Here is a 16,205-nt window from a genome sequence, read left to right on the forward strand (position 1 = left end):
GATCGGGTCGTGCGCGAGTTTACAGATCGGGGCGTCACGCTGCGTTGGTCCGAGGCGATCAACGCAGACGGTCTCAATCGGGTACTGGTGGAAGCAGGTCCCGCAGTGTCGTCGCATGACACGGTACGTCTGATCTGTTCGGAAAACGGAGGCCCCGAACGCGCCATTCGCGGGTGGCCCGTGTTACGAGACCCGCAAACCGGGTTTCAACAATTCACAGCCATTTTGCCGTCGGTGATACAGGAAAAATCCTTGTCCTGGCGTCCGGTGCTGACCTCGGGTGGTCGCGAGTACGACCCTGGACCCGAAGAAGCGCCTGAAGCAGCAGCCCCACCAACACCCGCGAAACCTTCGGCACAGTCACCCATTCTGGAACATGTCGCCAAATTCGTCGTGCCGTTCACCAGCAATTTTTCCCCTTCGGGCGAAACACCGGACGGAATCTGGCTACACTTCGCGATCAAAGAGGGGGGTACCGTCGAAGGCCCGCATTTGAAAGGAACGATCGAACCGATTGGCGGAGATTGGATGCGCGTGCGTTCCGATGGTGTGGGACTGCTTCATGCAAAGGCGCTTATCAAACCGTCCACGGGGAATGCTCCGATCCTGTTCGAAGATACGGGTGTGTGTGACTTCGGCCCGGACGGTTATGCGGCCTTGGCCAACGGCAATCTGCCCGCTTCGGCCCCGGTACGGCTTGCTCCGCGTTACCTGACCTCAAACCCGCATTACAGCTGGATGAATCGGTTGCAGGGTTTTGGCATTGGCGAAGCCAGCCTGTCAGACATTACCCTGCGCTTTGACGTTTATTCCGCGAAAGGAACTTCCGATGCCTGAAAAGGTTGTCATTCTTGGAGGCGGCGTGGCCGGAATGAGCGCCGCGCACGAACTGATTGAACGCGGGTTCGAGGTAGAAGTCCACGAACGCCAGTTGATCCCGGGTGGCAAGGCCCGCAGCATCCCAGTGATGAAGGGTGAAGGGGACCATGGTTCGAAAGCAAATCACATCAAGGCGCTTGAAAGATGGGCTGAGATGGATGGGGCCAGTTATCCGCCCGGCGTGAAACGCCCCTGGCTGCCCGGCGAACATGGATTTCGGTTCTTTCCGAACTTTTATCGGCATATCACGGACACGATGGCCCGTACGCCGTATTACGACAAGGGGACATGCTTTGACAATCTGGTCCCCACCACTCAGGTTCTGGTCAGCCAGTTCGATAAACCCGGCATCATTGTCCCGGAACGGTTTCCCCGCACTCTCAAGGATGTCTCGGATGCCTTCAAGACGATTGCCTTCGCGCTCTCGCCGAGGGACCAGATTGCGTATGAGGATGTCGAGCATTTTGTCGCCTGCATGTGGCGGATCGCAAGCTCCTGCAAGGAACGCCGGTTCGACGAATATGAACGGATCGGCTGGTGGGATTTCATCGGCGCGCAAGACCGTTCGGAAGCCTATCAAAAGTTCCTTGCCATCGGCCTGACCCGTTCATTGGTGGCCGCCAAGGCCACGACAGCCAGCACGAAGACAGTGGGGGACATTGCGATTCAGCTTCAGCTGGGCATTGCCACGCCCGAGCCACACTGCAACAGGCTGCTGAACGGGCCCACCAATCTCGTCTGGATTCAACCGTGGCTGGATTACCTGAAAAGCAAGGGGGTCGTTTACAAGTTTGACTCCAAAGTTACGGGTATGGAGTGCCGGAACGGGCGGATTATCGGCGCGACAGTCGAACAGGACGGAGAAGAAAAACAAGTCACCGGGGACTGGTTTGTCAGCGCGATGCCGATTGAACGCATTGCTCCACTTGTGACCCCGGAAATGATGGCGCTCGACCCGGCCCTCGCCAAGTTGTCTCTGCTGGCCGAGGACGTACAGTGGATGAACGGCATTCAGTTCTATCTGACCAAGGAAGTTGAACTGACCCACGGCCACGTCATCTTCATTGACAGCCCATGGGCTTTGACCGCTGTGTCGCAAAAACAGTTCTGGCACCAGATTGATTTCGACAACTGGGCTGAAGGAAAGACCAAAGGCCTGCTGTCGATCGACATTTCCGAATGGGACAAACCCGGTCTGAACGGGAAGACAGCGCGTAATTGCAGCCGGGAAGAGATTGCAAGCGAGGTTTGGGAACAGGTCAAGCGCGGCATCAACGTGGATGGCCAAACCGTTTTGCGGGACGAGGATATGCATTACTGGTTCCTCGATCCCGATATCGTTCAAGACCCGAACGACCCCAAGCGTCAAAGCAATGTCGAACCCTTGCTGGTCAACCGTATCAACAGCTGGCGCTTGCGCCCGGATGCGGCCACGCTCATCCCGAATTTCTTCCTGGCATCGGACTATGTCCGCACTTTCACCGACCTTGCCACGATGGAAGGGGCGAACGAGGCCGCGCGCCGTGCCGTCAACGCCATCCTTCAGCGCAGTGGATCGGATGCACAACCCTGCCAGATCTGGGATCTGCACGAGCCCGATATCCTCAAACCGCTGCGTGCCTATGATTACGCCCGGTATCAGGCTGGCCTTCCGTGGGACAACCGGTTCGCGGTTGCGGTCGAAGCCGCGCTGAAAATGGGTCAGGACACGGCAGGAGTTGATCGTGGCGGTGATGGCCCCCTTGCCGCCATAGGAGAACCGGCAACGGAATATTCAAAACCCGGCGGCGTCACCGAGGACCCAGCCATTGCCGAAGCGCTTAGAATGATCTGCCCCCCGAAAGAGCTGTACGACCTCATCGCGAATTACGAACCCACCACGGATCTTCCAATCCCCGGGGATGAGCTTGCCGAAGATGTCGCGTATGATCTGGGTCGGGACAGCGGTCAATCAGATGCCTTGTCCAGGGCGATACCAATTTCGGATGCACCGCTCTCTGCTTTTGGCGCCCGTCCGGAACGATCCGGCACGCCGGAAAACAAAAGTCGCGTGATCATCACCCAGAAGGGCTGAGCCTGTGAAATCCGGAACCGCGCATTTGGATCCTGCGGCGAAACAGGATTTTCTTGAAACGCTGACCTCATACGGGGATCAGGCGCGCGAAACGCTGTTGGGCTTGTTGCCGACGGGTGAGCCTCAGGCCTATCTGTATGGTCCGATGCGCGATTATATCGAAACCTCAGGCAAGGGTCTGAGGCCTGCGCTGTTACTGGCTACATGCGAAGCCTTCGGTGGAAACAGCGAGAATGCGAGGGTCTCGGCCGCAGTTCTTGAGTTGCTGCACAATGCCTTTCTGATCCATGACGACATCGAAGATCAAAGCGATTTCCGGCGCGGGCGCGAATGTATGCACAAGCGGCTTGGGGTTCCACTGGCGATCAATACCGGCGACGGGATGCAATCTCTGGCCCTGCGCCTGCTGCGTCAGAACCTGGGACCGTTGGGCCCGAAAACCGGTATGCGCGTGGTTGATGAGTTCGACCATCTGTTGCAGCAATCCATCGAAGGTCAGGCGTTGGAGCTTGGCTGGATACGAGACAATCGACTGAATGTCGATGCATCCGACTATCTGAGGATGTGTCTGAAAAAGACCTGCTGGTACAGTTTCATTCACCCGATGCGTATCGGGGCCCTGATTGCGCGGCCACATGATGTCGAGTCCGGCGCGCTTAATCTGGATGATTTCAATGCCTTTGGCTTTTTCCTGGGTGCAGCGTTTCAGATTCAGGATGACGTTTTGAATCTCGTCGGCTCTCAGGACAGTTACGGCAAGGAAATTGGCGGCGACATCTATGAAGGCAAACGCACGCTGATGCTGGGCCAGCTTGGACTGAAGGCGGATGAACCTGAACAGGCACGGTTGGCCGAGATTTTGTCAAACCCGCGCGATACCCGGTCGACGCAAGATGTCACCTGGGTGCTGGAACGCATGAACCACTATGGCAGTATCCGCTATGCACAGGACGCGGCGAATGACCTGCTGGCTTCAGCCCGGAGTGAGTTCGCGCAGGTATTCGCGGGGACCAAAGACGGGCCGCGCGCGTTTCTTGGACAGTTCATGGACTATCTCGTGACCCGTCAGGTCTGAGCGCCCGCCACCTCGAAAATCACCACAAGCGAGGTCTGGTCCGTTCCTGTACAGGCGATCCGGCCATGATATTTACCGGGTTCGGTGAGATCGGGAATAGTGACGGCAACAGCAACATCCGTTGCTTCCCCAGGGTCAAGCAGGATTTGTGGCGGGATCACACTGATGCGGTTCGCCGGCAGAATGTCGCCGTTCGGATTGGTCAGATCGCCTGGTTCGAACTGCATCTGAACAGGGGCCGCGCCTTCCGGTGCCTCAAAGGACAGCAGAATGGTGGCGGTACTGCCGGGATGGCAGGTTTTGCGGCACATAAAGGGACCGTCCAGATGCTGCTGCGGGCCCCGTTCCCTGTCAAGCACACGGCGTGCTATATCGGAAATCGGTTGATTGTCGGGCTGCGGCGCAATCGGGCTGACCGCACGAGATGCACTAACATATGGTTTTCGTTCGAAATACGGCATGCCTAACTGTGCACGTGTGGTGCGGATCAGTAAATGGCAAATTCACGTTCTGCGATCAGAGTTCACTTCCCTTTCCAGACCGGATCCCTTTTTTCGGCGAAAGCGCGCGCGCCTTCCAGCTGATCTTCACTGGCATAGAGAACGTCCACAGTACTTAGCTGACGCTTGGTTATGCGGTTCATGGCATCCTGAAACTTGGCATCTTCGGCATCACGTACGATTTCCTTGATCGCGGCGTAAACCAGAGGTGGCCCCGAGGCCAAAAGCCGGGCCAGCTCCCAGGCGCGGTCCATCAGTTGATCTGCCGCGATGATCTCGTTCACCAGACCCCAGCGATTGGCTTCTTCGGCGTCGAACCACCGGCCGGTAAGCAGCAGCTCCATCGCAATGTGATAAGGGATACGCTTGGGCAGTTTGACGCTGGCCGCATCCGCGACAGTCCCCGAGCGGATTTCCGGCAGGGCGAATGTGGCATGATCTGCGGCAAGGATCACGTCCGCTGACAGGGCCAGCTCCAGCCCGCCGCCACAGGCGATGCCGTTGACGGCTGCGATCACGGGTTTGTTCAGATCCCGCAGCTCTTGCAGCCCGCCGAACCCTCCGACGCCGTAGTCCCCGTCCACGGCATCACCGTCGGCCGCTGCTTTCAGGTCCCAGCCCGGACAAAAGAATTTCTCTCCTCCGCCCGTCAGAATGGCCACGCGCAGCTCCGGATCATCGCGAAACTCGGCGAACACCTCACCCATTCTGCGGCTGGTGACAAGATCGATGGCATTGGCCTTGGGCCGGTCCAGTGTCACCTCAAGGATCGTTCCGTCGCGGCGGGTTTTGATCGGGTCCATATCTCAGGCCTTTCTTATCAGAGCATCCACGGCAACGGCCTTGTCCGGCGTGCACAGGAGTGGGTTAATCTCGACCTCGCCAAGCGTGTCGGCGTTTTGCATGACATAGGCCTGAACAGCCTCGACTGCGGCAATGATTGCATCCATATCAGCAGCCCGTTGGCCGCGATAGCCCGCCAGCAACGGGACGATTTTCAATTTGCCGAGCGCGGCGCGGATGTCTTCGGACGCGCTGGGTACCAGCATTGACACCGTGTCGCGCAGGACTTCGGTCAGTACCCCCCCCGCCCCCAATGTCAGGACAAACCCGTGCGCGGGGTCACGGACGATGCCGACCAGAAGTTCGGCGACAGTTCCGGTGATCATCTCTTCGATCAGGATATCTTCGGTGCCGATGTCAGCGGCCACACTGGCCACGTCTTTGGTTTGAATGCCCAGCCGAACAGCGGCGTGTTCGGATTTATGCGCAAGCCCAACACCCTTCACGGCAAAGGGGGCTTCCATGTCCTGCGCTGTTGCGAGGGCTGCCGCTGGCCCAGAAACCGTGCAGGTTCGGGGGATATGCAGGCCGCATTCAGCCAGCGCCTGCTTCGACTCGCCTTCGGTCAGGGTTTGGGTCGCCTCAGCCGTTCCCGGCAACCAGACGGGATGCGTGGCAGGGGCCGAGACCTGACCCGCCGCCCGGGTTGCCGCCAGTGCCTCGCGCAGACCCATGAACGGAACTACACCACCGGCCATCAGGTCCTGCGCGACGTCTTCAGGCAGATTTTCGGGCAACGTCGCGACGATTGCAAACCGAGCACCGGTTTCAGCGCGCACTCTCAACGCAGCTCGGGTCGCGCAACTCCAGTCAGTCGGATCCGTCGTCGGATAGTCAACGATCGAGAACGTCAGGTCGATGTCTTCACCCGTCATACCCGACCATACCTGTGCCATCGCCTCTTCGTCACGCCAGATATAGGTGTGATAATCCAGCGGGTTATTCAGAGCGACCATGGGGCCGAGAGCGTCACGCAGACGGGCCCTTTTGTCATAGCTCAACTGCGGGAAACGCAGGCCCGTACCGACGGCCATATCTGCGATCAGGCTGGCCTCACCCCCTGAACAACTGATCGAAGCGATGCTGCCACCCGGCAGCGGTCCATAGCAGTGCAACAGTTTCAGCGTTTCAAGAAAGTCGGGCAACGCGGACAGACGCGGGATTCCGAGCCGGTCCAGAAGAGCCTGTGCGCCCGCATCACTGCCCGCAAGAGACGCGGTATGCGAAATGGTGGCCGCCTGCGCCTGTTCCGATGCGCCTACTTTGAGGGCGACCAGCGGGATGCCCTTCGAATAGGCCTTGGCGGCCAACGCCTCCCATTCCCGGATGTCCTTGAACCCTTCGATATGCAAACCCACGGCGGTTACGCGCGGATCGTCGATCAAGGCCGAGGCAGTTTCGGCCTGGCTGGTCTGGGCCATGTTTCCACAGGCCAACATATAGGCAATCGGCAACCCGCGTTTCTGCATGGTCAGGTTGATAGAGATGTTCGAACTTTGCGTCAGGATCGCTACGCCCTTGTCAACCGGGGTCGCCCCGTGCTGGTCCGGCCACAACAGGGCCCCGTCCAGCGCGTTGATGAAGCCATAGCAGTTCGGGCCAAGAATGGGCATGTCACCGGCTGCACCGACCAGTTGATCCTGCAAATCCCCGCCGGTGTCATCTTCGGCAACGGCCTCGGAAAAGCCCGAGGCAAAGCACACCGCCCCGCCCGCACCCATACTGGACAGTACACGAACGGCCTCGATGGTGGCGTGGCGGTTGATACCGATGAAAACCGCATCTGGGGCTTCGGGCAGGTCCTCGATGTGGCCAAAAACCCTGTGGCCCGCAATTTCCGACGCTTTGGGATGCACCGGCCAGATTGGACCGGCATAGCCCATGCGTTCGGATTGCAGAATAACCTGCTGACACCACGCGCCGCCGCCGATGACGGCGATGGTTTTCGGGCGCAGCAGCCGGGTCAGGTCTTTGTTCATGGTCAGGCGCCCAAGGGGCGTAGAAGATCGCGGCTGATGATGTGGCGCTGAATTTCGCTGGTGCCGTCCCAGATGCGCTCGACCCGGGCATCGCGCCAGAACCGTTCGATCGGGAAATCGTCCATCAAGCCCATCCCGCCGAAGATTTGCAGCGTGGTATCCGTAACCCGCGCCAGCGTTTCCGAGGCATAGAGCTTGGCCGAGGCAATCTCGCGGTTCGATGGCAGGTTTTGATCCAGACGCCACGCGGCGGCGAGTGTCAGCCAATCGGCGGCGTCGATCTCGGTGATCATGTCGGCGATCTGGAAGCCGACGCCCTGAAACTTGCCGATGGGCTGGCCGAACTGCTTACGCTCGGCCGCATAGTTCAGCGCATAGTCAAAGCAGCGCCGTGCGCGACCGACCGAGAACGCCGCGACCGTCAGACGGGTTGCGTAAAGCCATTCGTTCATCACGGCAAAACCGCCATCAACCTCGCCCAGGACCTGTGCGTCGGGCAGACGGCAGTTGTCGAAATACAGGATGTAGTTCTTGTAGCCCTTGTGGCTGACCGAGTTATAGCCCTCTCGCACTTCAAACCCCGGAGTGCCGCGATCCACCAAAAAAGTGGTGATGCGTTTTTTCGGGCCTTTGGGGGTTTCGTCCACGCCGGTCGCGATGAAGACGATGAAGAAATCCGCGTGTTCCGCGCCCGAGATGAAATGTTTCGATCCATTGACAACCCAATCGCCGCCATCGCGCACCGCCTGGCATTTCATACCACGCACATCCGAACCCGCATCCGGCTCGGTCATCGCCAGGGCGTCCATCTTGTCGCCACGTACGGCAGGCAGAAGATAACGTTCACGCTGTTCGTCGTTGCAGGCCATCAGGATGTTCTGCGGGCGGCCAAAGAAATGCGTCAGTGCCATTGACCCACGGCCAAGCTCGCGCTCAACCAAGGTGAAATCCAGATGAGACAGGCCCGCACCACCGACTTCTTCGGGAAAGTTGCAGGCATAAAAGCCCAGATCGATACATGTCTGCTTAATCTGCTCGCCCAGCTCGGGAGGTACGGTTCCCGAGCGCTCGACCGCGTCTTCATGCGGGTAGATTTCGTTTTCAACAAAGCTGCGGACCGTCGAGACGATCATTTCCTGTTCTTCTGTCAGACCAAACTGCATGGCGCGTGTTCCCTGGATCGGTGGTTGACCAACCAAACGCCATCACTCATGGTCACGACATGCAGAATTGATATAAGATCATGCCGAATTCGAAAATTTTAACGCGACAATACAACATTCTGCTCTTCAACGGGTTTTCGAACCATTGCCTTGCAAACATGGTCGAACCGCTCAGGGCTGCGAACAACCTGTCGAGGCAGGTTTTGTATTCGTGGTGTTTCTGTTCCATTGACGGAGACCCCGTTCAAAGTTCCAGCGGTCTTGTCGTTACACCGAATGGTGCAATCTTTGATCAGCAAGGCGATGTTCTGGTCGTCATGCCGTCTTACGGGTATCGCAAGCTGGACACACGATCGACCACACGCACCGTGCTGGCTGCAGCCAAAAAACACCGCCAAGTGGCCGGATTGGATACCGGAAGCTGGCTGCTGGCCCGCGCCGGTTTGCTGGATGAGCACCGGGCGACCATACACTGGGACGAGCTTTCCCGGTTCGAAGAGAGTTTTCCGGCCGTGGATGCGGTGCAGGAACGTTTTGTCATCGATGGCAACAGGTTGACCTGTTCCGGGGCCATGGCCGCGTTCGATCTGGCCTCGGCCCTTATCCGCCGGGATCACGGGCCTCTTTTGTCCATGGAAGTCGGGTATCTTCTGATGAGCCGAAATGGGCAGGATCATTACCCTTTGCCCCTGAAGTCCGAAGACATATTGGTCAATCGCGCACTGGGTTTCATGCAGGCGAACCTTGAAACACCTCTTTCGATCAGGGAATTGGCCCGCAAGATCGGGTGTTCGCAAAAGCGGATCGAAATGCGCGTTCAGGCGGAGCTTAAAACCACGCCGCAAGCGCTGTATCGTCGGCTGCGGCTGAACCTGGCACGCAATCTGGCAGAAGATACCGAGCAATCCATCGCCGAAATCGCCAGTCGTTGCGGATATGAAAACGCCAGCGCCATGACGCGGGCATTCAAGGCAGAATTCGGCCAGACACCGACTGCGTTTCGCCACCGAAGCCTGTCTGACGTCTGAAGGGGGTGCGCATGGCGTTGCCCGCTTTCCTCAAGAACCAAGGAAAACCATGGAAGTTATTCCAGCGAGACCCACAGCACCTTAGCGTCTTCTTCGCTGGTCGAAATACACCCATGCCCCATTCCACTGTCATAGTAGAGTGAGTCGCCGGCCTTCATTGGCAAAGGGCGGTAATGTTCAGACACGAAGATGAGTTCTCCGCTGAGCACATACATGAATTCTTCTCCGGAATGTCGGATCCACGTCTCGAATTCCGACAGGTCGCGCGCCTTGATTGTCGCGATATAGGGCAGCATCCGCTTGCTGGTCAGTTCGGGGCAAAGCAGTTCATGCATGTAAGTGGGCGTATTCTTGATTTCCCCCTCGCCTTTCGGAGTGAAATCACGGCGGCCTGAAATGCCGGACTGACCCGACTGAAGAAACAACTGCGGGGTGCTCATATCAAGGGCCTGTGTCAGACGCCGTACAATGTCAAAACTTGGCTTCGTCTGATTGTTTTCGATCTTGGACAGCGTCGACCGCCCGATACCCGCAGCGCGGCCGGCTTCTTCCAGAGTCCACCCTTTTGCGCGCCGTGCATCGCGGATGGAGCGGCCCAGAGCCTCACCTTCACTCAGATCTTCCTGTCCGGAAACATCATTTCGGCTTTCGTCGCCCATTGAATTCCCCCTGTTTTATCAAAGGCTACATGTTTCCCAGCATACACGCAACTTCTTGAATAAGAGATTTTTGTTGCCTAATGCGCATTATTTCCCCTATAGGAAACAAAGTTTCGTACTGAGGATTCGGGGCAAAAGGAGGAGACTATGTTCAAAACGTCGCTGATTGAGGCAGATCCCGTCATTGCCGCGTCCATCTCACGTGAGGGAGAGCGTCAGGCGGATCAGATCGAGTTGATCGCCTCGGAGAACATTGTCTCGAAGGCCGTGATCGACGCGCAGGGCTCGGTATTGACCAACAAATACGCCGAAGGCTATCCGGGCCGACGCTATTATGGCGGCTGTGAATATGTCGATGAGGTCGAGGTCGAGGCCATCGAACGTCTCAAGAAACTGTTTGGCTGTGTATATGCCAACGTTCAGCCCCATTCTGGCGCACAGGCCAACGGAGCAGTCAAGCTGGCGCTGCTGAGCCCGGGCGATACCATCCTGGGAATGTCGTTGGATGCAGGCGGCCATCTGACCCACGGCGCGAAACCAGCTCAGTCAGGTAAATGGTTCCGGCCCGTACAGTACGGCCTGACCGATGCAGGATTGATCGATTATGATCAGGTTGCCGATTTGGCGCGGGCGGAAAAGCCCAAGCTGATCATCGCAGGTGCGTCGGCTTACTCGCAAAAGATCGACTTTGCCAGATTCCGTGAAATCGCGGATGACGTTGGCGCCTGGTTGCTGGCCGACATGGCTCATATCGCCGGGTTGGTGGCGACCGGCCTGCACCCCTCGCCTGTAGGACACGCACATGTCGTGACCTCGACCACGCACAAGACCCTGCGCGGGCCTCGTGGTGGCATCATCCTGACCAATGACGAAGCGCTGGCGAAAAAAATCAACTCGGCCGTATTCCCCGGCTTGCAGGGCGGCCCACTGATGCATGTGATCGCGGGCAAGGCGGTTGCCTTTGGCGAGGCACTCAAGCCTGAATTCAAGGAATATATGCAGCGCGTCGTAGACAGCGCATCGGCCTTGGCAAACGTCATGATGGCGCGCGGATGTGACATCGTTTCCGGCGGCACCGAGAACCACCTGATGCTGGTCGACCTGCGCCCGATTGGCGTGACAGGCAAAGACGCCGAAGCGGCACTCGAGCGGGCCGGCTTCACCTGCAACAAGAACAGCGTTCCTGGTGATCCCGAGAAACCCACCATCACCAGCGGCATCCGTCTGGGCACCGCCGCCGGGTGCAGCCGTGGCTTTGGCCCAGAGGAATTCAAGCAGATCGGCCATCTGATCGGGGATGTTCTGGACGCACTCGCGCAGTCCCCTGATGGGAACGAAACCGTCGAAATGAAAACTCGCGAACAGGTTCGCGCGCTCTGTGCAAACCACCCGATCTACTGAAAGTACGCGAAATGAATACCTACGACCTCATCGTTATCGGGGGCGGGCCGGGCGGTTATGTTGCCGCGATCCGCGCGGCTCAGTTGGGCCTGAAAGTTGCATGTGTCGAAGGACGCGGAGCACTTGGCGGCACATGCCTGAACGTCGGATGCATCCCCTCCAAAGCGTTGCTGACCTCCTCGGCCAAATATGCCGAAATTGCACATCTCTCCTCCCATGGCATTGCGGTCGAGGGGGCCAGCATCGACGTCAGTGCGATGATGGGGCGCAAGGACAAGATCGTCGGTGATCTGACGAAGGGTATCGCGTTTCTGTTCAAGAAGAACGGTGTCGACCTGATTGAAGGATGGGCCAGCATTCCAGCACCCGGTCAGGTCAAGGTCGCCGATAACGTTTATGAAACAAAGACCATCCTGATCGCGACCGGATCCGAGCCGACCTCACTGCCGGGGATTGAAATTGATGAGCAGGTTGTCCTCAGCTCGACCGGCGCAATTGCGTTGGAGAACGTTCCGGATCATCTGGTGGTCATCGGAGCGGGTGTGATTGGTCTGGAACTTGGTCAGGTTTGGGCGCGTCTCGGCGCCAAAGTCACCGTTGTTGAATATCTGGATCGCGTTCTGCCCGGCATTGATCGCGAAATCGCCAAGCTGGCGCAGCGCGCGTTGTCCAAGCGTGGGTTGAAATTCCAGCTGGGTCGTGCCCTCAAATCGGTTGAGAAAACCGCGGCTGGCCTGACCCTGACCGTGGATCGCGTCGGCAAGGACAAGGAGGAGGTGATCGAGGCCGACAAGGTTCTGATCGCCGTCGGACGCCGCCCCGTCACGCGTGGGCTTGGACTGGAAGAATTAGGCGTGTCCGTGAACCCACGTGGTTTCATCGAAGTCGATGAAGCATTCCAAACGTCTGTGCCCGGCATCTACGCTATTGGCGACTGTGTGCCCGGTCCGATGCTCGCGCACAAGGCAGAAGAAGACGGCGTTGCCTGTGTCGAGATGCTGACCGGCGAAGCGGGGCACATCGATTACAACACCGTGCCGGGTGTGGTCTACACGGATCCCGAAGTGGCTTCGGTTGGTCAGACCGAAGAAGCGCTGAAAGACGCGGGCGTCGAATACGTTGTCGGCAAATTCGCCTTCATGGCCAACTCGCGGGCGCGAACGACGGGTGAAACAGATGGCGCAGTCAAGGTTCTGGCCGGTTCCGACGGCAAGATTCTCGGAGCCCATATCTGTGGTGCCCATGGCGGCGATCTGATCGCCGAGTTGGTGCTGGCCATGTCCAAAGGCGCCACGGTCGCTGATGTTGCAGCCTCGTGCCATGCACATCCCGCCATGGGTGAGGCGGTCAAAGAAGCATGTCTCGACGCCATGGGCCGTGCAATCCACGCATAACGAGGGACAGCCAGATGACGATCCAGCTCAGAGCACGCCACCCGGAAAAGGCCAAGAAGGCCGACAGCGTCATTCCGCGCAAACCCAGATGGATACGCAAGAAAAAGGGCGACAGCGCCGCGTATTACGAAACGCGACGGCTGATGCGGGATCACAATCTGGCAACGGTCTGCGAAGAAGCTGCCTGCCCCAATATCGGCGAATGCTGGTCCAAGCGTCATGCGACCATGATGATCATGGGTGAGGTCTGTACCCGCGGTTGTTCCTTCTGCAATGTGGCCACCGGTCGTCCCGATGCGCTTGATGCATTCGAACCCGGTCGCGTTGCATTGGCAGTCATGAAACTGGGCCTGCGCCACGTAGTGATCACTTCGGTTGATCGGGATGACTTGGATGATGGTGGGGCACAGCACATCGCCCAGACAATCCGGGCCGTGCGTCATCAGAACCCCGGCACCACGGTCGAGGTCCTGACGCCGGACTTCCTAGGCAAGGGCGACGCCGCCAGCATCGTCTTCGAGGCAGCGCCGGACGTCTTCAACCACAACCTGGAAACCGTCCCTCACCTGTATCCGACAGTTCGCCCCGGCGCGCGCTATTATGCCTCGCTGCGGCTGCTGGACGATGCCAAACGTGCAAATCCCGAGATTTTCACCAAGTCGGGCCTGATGGTCGGGCTGGGTGAAACCCTGAACGACGTGCGTCAGGTCATGGATGATCTGCGCGCGGCACATGTCGATTTTCTGACGGTCGGGCAGTATCTGCAACCGACCCCGAAACACCATCCGATTGACCGGTTCTGGTCGCCCGAGGAATTCGCCCAACTGGAACAGATCGCACGTTCCAAGGGCTTTTTGCACGTGTCAGCCACACCGCTGACCCGTTCGTCGTTCCATGCAGACGAAGATTTCACTGCCCTCAAGCAGGCCCGCCAGCGGGCCATCGCGACCGGGGCATAAACCAAACGCAAATGGGAGGGAAACCATGGAAGCGTTAAATTCAATCGTAGGGGCCATCAATGGCGTCGTGTGGGGGCCGTTGATGCTGGTCCTCATTCTTGGCGTCGGCTTCTTCCTGCAGGTGGGGCTGAAATTCATGCCGATCCTGCGCATTGGCACGGGCTTCAGCCTGTTGTTCAAAGGCCGTGAAGGTCAAGGCGAAGGGCAAATCAGCCCGTTCAACGCGCTGATGACCTCGCTGTCGGCGACCATCGGTACAGGCAACATCGCCGGTGTGGCCACTGCTGTCTTCCTGGGCGGTCCAGGCGCCTTGTTCTGGATGTGGATGACCGCCCTGGTGGGCATGGCCACCAAATACGCCGAGGCTGTCTGCGCGGTGAAATACCGTGAGAAAGACGAGCTGGGCAACTATGTCGGTGGTCCGATGTACTACATCAAGAACGGTCTGGGCGCGAAATGGGCCTGGCTGGGTGTTGCATTTGCCCTGTTCGGCGCGGTTGCTGCCTTCGGCATCGGCAACGGCGTGCAGGCCAACGGTGTGGCACAGGTGCTTGAGGCCAACTTTGGCCTGAACACTTCGGTCACCGGCGTTATCCTGATGGTTCTGACCGCAGCCGTGATCCTGGGTGGCATCACCCGCATCGGTGCGGTTGCCGGTAAACTGGTTCCCTTCATGGCGATTGCTTACATTGTCGCCGGTCTGCTGGTCCTGCTGATCAACATCGGAGAGATCGGCAACGCCCTGTCACTGGTCTTTACCCATGCGTTCACCCCGTCCGCCGCAGAAGGTGGATTCGCGGGTGCAGCCGTCTGGGCCGCCATCCGCTTCGGTGTGGCACGTGGTGTGTTTTCGAACGAGGCCGGTCTGGGTTCGGCCCCGATCGCGCACGCCGCTGCCGAAACCAAGGGTCCAGTCAACCAGGGCCTGATCGCGATGCTGGGTACGTTCATCGATACCATCATCGTCTGCTCGATCACCGGTCTGGCCATCATCGCTTCGGGGGCATGGACATCGGGTGAATCCGGTGCGGCGCTGACCAGCCACGCGTTCGAACTGTCGCTGCCGGGTATCGGTGGGTACCTGATCGCCATCGCTCTGTCGATCTTTGCCTTCACCACCATCCTTGGTTGGTCGTTCTACGGCGAAAAATGTGTCGAGTTCCTGCTGGGCGTGAAATCCCTGATGCCCTACCGCGTTCTGTGGATCGTGATGATCTACTTCGGCGCAACCGCGGATCTGGGCTTCATCTGGCTGCTGGCCGATACGCTGAACGCCATGATGGCCATCCCGAACCTGATCGCCCTGGCGCTGCTGAGCCCGATCGTCTTCAAACTGACGAAAGAGTTCTTCGCCTCGGGCGGCAAGTCCGAAGAGCCGGGCGGCACACCTGCCGAATAAGCTCGGCCCGACCAAAACGGGGGGCCATCCCGGCCCCCCGCCTTTGAAACAGAATTTAATATCTCGAGGAGAGACGTGATGGCCACGAAAATCCTGCTGCCCATTGATCACACCGACGACCGCTCGTGGAAGAACGCCCTGCCCCTCGCGCTGGAACAGGCCAAGTTCTACGGTGCTGAACTGCATGCAGTTGCTGTCATCCCCGAGATCATCCAGCTGCCGAACCTGCCCGCCAACTATGGCGCCGGCGCCAAAGACCACGTGCGGGGTGCGGTTCAGGTGATTCTGGATCATGCCAATGCTTCCGACGTGCCGGTTCATGTGGAAGAAGGCAGTGTTTACCGCGAAATCCTGAAGCTTGCCTACAAGGAAGGCTTTGATCTGATCGTCATGGCATCGACCAAGGGCGATTTCCCGAACTACGAGATTGGCCCGAACCTGGCCCGTGTCGTGCGCAATGCGCATTGCACTGTCATGGTCGTTCGCGACCAGTCCCGCTGATTGAAAGGTTGAAGAAATGACCGATTTGAAACGCACGCCTCTTCACTCGTTGCACGTTGCTTTGGGTGGTAAGATGGTTGATTTTGCTGGGTGGGAGATGCCTGTTCAGTATCCTTTGGGGATTATGGGTGAGCATAAGCAGTGCCGAGAGAAGGCGGCGTTGTTTGATGTGTCTCACATGGGTCAGGTTATTCTGCGCGGCGAGAATGTTGGTGAGAAGCTGGAAGCTTTGTGCCCGCAGGCTTATGCGACGCTGAAGGAAGGCAAGGCGCGGTACGGGTTTTTCACCAACGCTGACGGCGGGATCATGGACGATTTGATCGTGTCGAATGCGGGGGATCACTATTTTGT

At 58.5% G+C, this 16,205-nt stretch carries 14 protein-coding genes and 1 pseudogene; 10 read left to right on the top strand and 5 right to left on the bottom strand.

The window, feature by feature from the left end; translation table 11 throughout:
• Positions 1–9: 9 nt before the first annotated feature.
• From AC2FFA_RS10680 to AC2FFA_RS10690, 3 genes are read left to right on the top strand one after another with little or no spacing between them, the layout of a single operon-like run.
• A complete protein-coding gene (locus AC2FFA_RS10680; protein WP_496851663.1) occupies positions 10–837 on the top strand; it encodes a DUF3237 domain-containing protein in 828 nt (275 codons plus the stop codon).
• Positions 830–2,953, top strand: coding sequence for a hydroxysqualene dehydroxylase (locus tag AC2FFA_RS10685; RefSeq protein ID WP_496851664.1), 2,124 nt, complete (start codon positions 830–832; stop codon positions 2,951–2,953). The genes AC2FFA_RS10680 and AC2FFA_RS10685 overlap by 8 nt, the downstream gene beginning before the upstream one ends.
• A 4-nt stretch (positions 2,954–2,957) precedes the next feature.
• Positions 2,958–4,028, top strand: coding sequence for a polyprenyl synthetase family protein (locus AC2FFA_RS10690; protein WP_496851665.1), 1,071 nt, complete (start codon positions 2,958–2,960; stop codon positions 4,026–4,028).
• On the opposite strand, the gene AC2FFA_RS10695 is transcribed toward AC2FFA_RS10690, so the two are convergent.
• The 4 genes from AC2FFA_RS10695 to AC2FFA_RS10710 all read right to left on the bottom strand — a co-directional run bounded on the left by AC2FFA_RS10695 (position 4,019) and on the right by AC2FFA_RS10710 (position 8,513).
• A complete protein-coding gene (locus AC2FFA_RS10695; protein ID WP_496851666.1) occupies positions 4,019–4,489 on the bottom strand; it encodes a hypothetical protein in 471 nt (156 codons plus the stop codon). The two genes, AC2FFA_RS10690 and AC2FFA_RS10695, sit on opposite strands and share 10 nt — an antisense overlap.
• A gap of 62 nt (positions 4,490–4,551) precedes the next feature.
• Positions 4,552–5,331 (bottom strand): carnitinyl-CoA dehydratase, encoded by a 780-nt coding sequence (locus tag AC2FFA_RS10700; RefSeq protein ID WP_117873529.1) that lies wholly within the window; start codon positions 5,329–5,331, stop codon positions 4,552–4,554.
• Between the two features lie 3 nt (positions 5,332–5,334).
• A complete protein-coding gene (locus AC2FFA_RS10705) occupies positions 5,335–7,350 on the bottom strand; it encodes an acetate--CoA ligase family protein (protein ID WP_496851667.1) in 2,016 nt (671 codons plus the stop codon).
• 2 nt (positions 7,351–7,352) lie between these two features.
• Complete coding sequence (locus AC2FFA_RS10710; RefSeq protein ID WP_496851668.1) at positions 7,353–8,513, bottom strand: acyl-CoA dehydrogenase family protein; 1,161 nt, start codon at positions 8,511–8,513, stop codon at positions 7,353–7,355.
• Positions 8,514–8,593: 80 nt separating this feature from the next.
• Between AC2FFA_RS10710 and AC2FFA_RS10715 the strand changes: the two genes are divergently transcribed.
• Positions 8,594–9,541, top strand: a complete 948-nt coding sequence (locus AC2FFA_RS10715) for a GlxA family transcriptional regulator (protein WP_496851669.1) — start codon at positions 8,594–8,596, stop codon at positions 9,539–9,541.
• Positions 9,542–9,597: 56 nt separating this feature from the next.
• On the opposite strand, the gene AC2FFA_RS10720 is transcribed toward AC2FFA_RS10715, so the two are convergent.
• Positions 9,598–10,200, bottom strand: coding sequence for a helix-turn-helix domain-containing protein (locus AC2FFA_RS10720; RefSeq protein ID WP_299898349.1), 603 nt, complete (start codon positions 10,198–10,200; stop codon positions 9,598–9,600).
• A 147-nt stretch (positions 10,201–10,347) separates the two neighbouring features.
• On the opposite strand from AC2FFA_RS10720, the gene glyA reads away from it, so the two are divergent.
• The 6 genes and pseudogenes from glyA to gcvT form a co-directional block, all read left to right on the top strand.
• The gene (glyA, locus tag AC2FFA_RS10725) at positions 10,348–11,601 is read left to right on the top strand and encodes a serine hydroxymethyltransferase (protein ID WP_496851670.1); all 1,254 of its coding nucleotides are present in this window, start codon (positions 10,348–10,350) and stop codon (positions 11,599–11,601) included.
• 11 nt (positions 11,602–11,612) lie between these two features.
• Positions 11,613–12,995, top strand: coding sequence for a dihydrolipoyl dehydrogenase (gene lpdA / locus AC2FFA_RS10730; RefSeq protein ID WP_496851671.1), 1,383 nt, complete (start codon positions 11,613–11,615; stop codon positions 12,993–12,995).
• Positions 12,996–13,009: 14 nt separating this feature from the next.
• On the top strand, positions 13,010–13,954 hold the full coding sequence (lipA, locus tag AC2FFA_RS10735) for a lipoyl synthase (protein ID WP_496851672.1): 945 nt from the start codon (positions 13,010–13,012) through the stop codon (positions 13,952–13,954).
• Between the two features lie 25 nt (positions 13,955–13,979).
• A complete protein-coding gene (locus AC2FFA_RS10740) occupies positions 13,980–15,353 on the top strand; it encodes an alanine/glycine:cation symporter family protein (protein ID WP_117873545.1) in 1,374 nt (457 codons plus the stop codon).
• A gap of 78 nt (positions 15,354–15,431) precedes the next feature.
• Positions 15,432–15,854 carry a universal stress protein gene (locus tag AC2FFA_RS10745; RefSeq protein WP_117873547.1) on the top strand — a complete coding sequence of 141 codons (423 nt, stop codon included), beginning with the start codon at positions 15,432–15,434 and terminating at the stop codon, positions 15,852–15,854.
• A gap of 16 nt (positions 15,855–15,870) precedes the next feature.
• Positions 15,871–16,205: pseudogene (gcvT, locus tag AC2FFA_RS10750) on the top strand (glycine cleavage system aminomethyltransferase GcvT); the annotation flags it as partial.

This window comes from Ruegeria sp. YTSB088, from assembly GCF_059609825.1.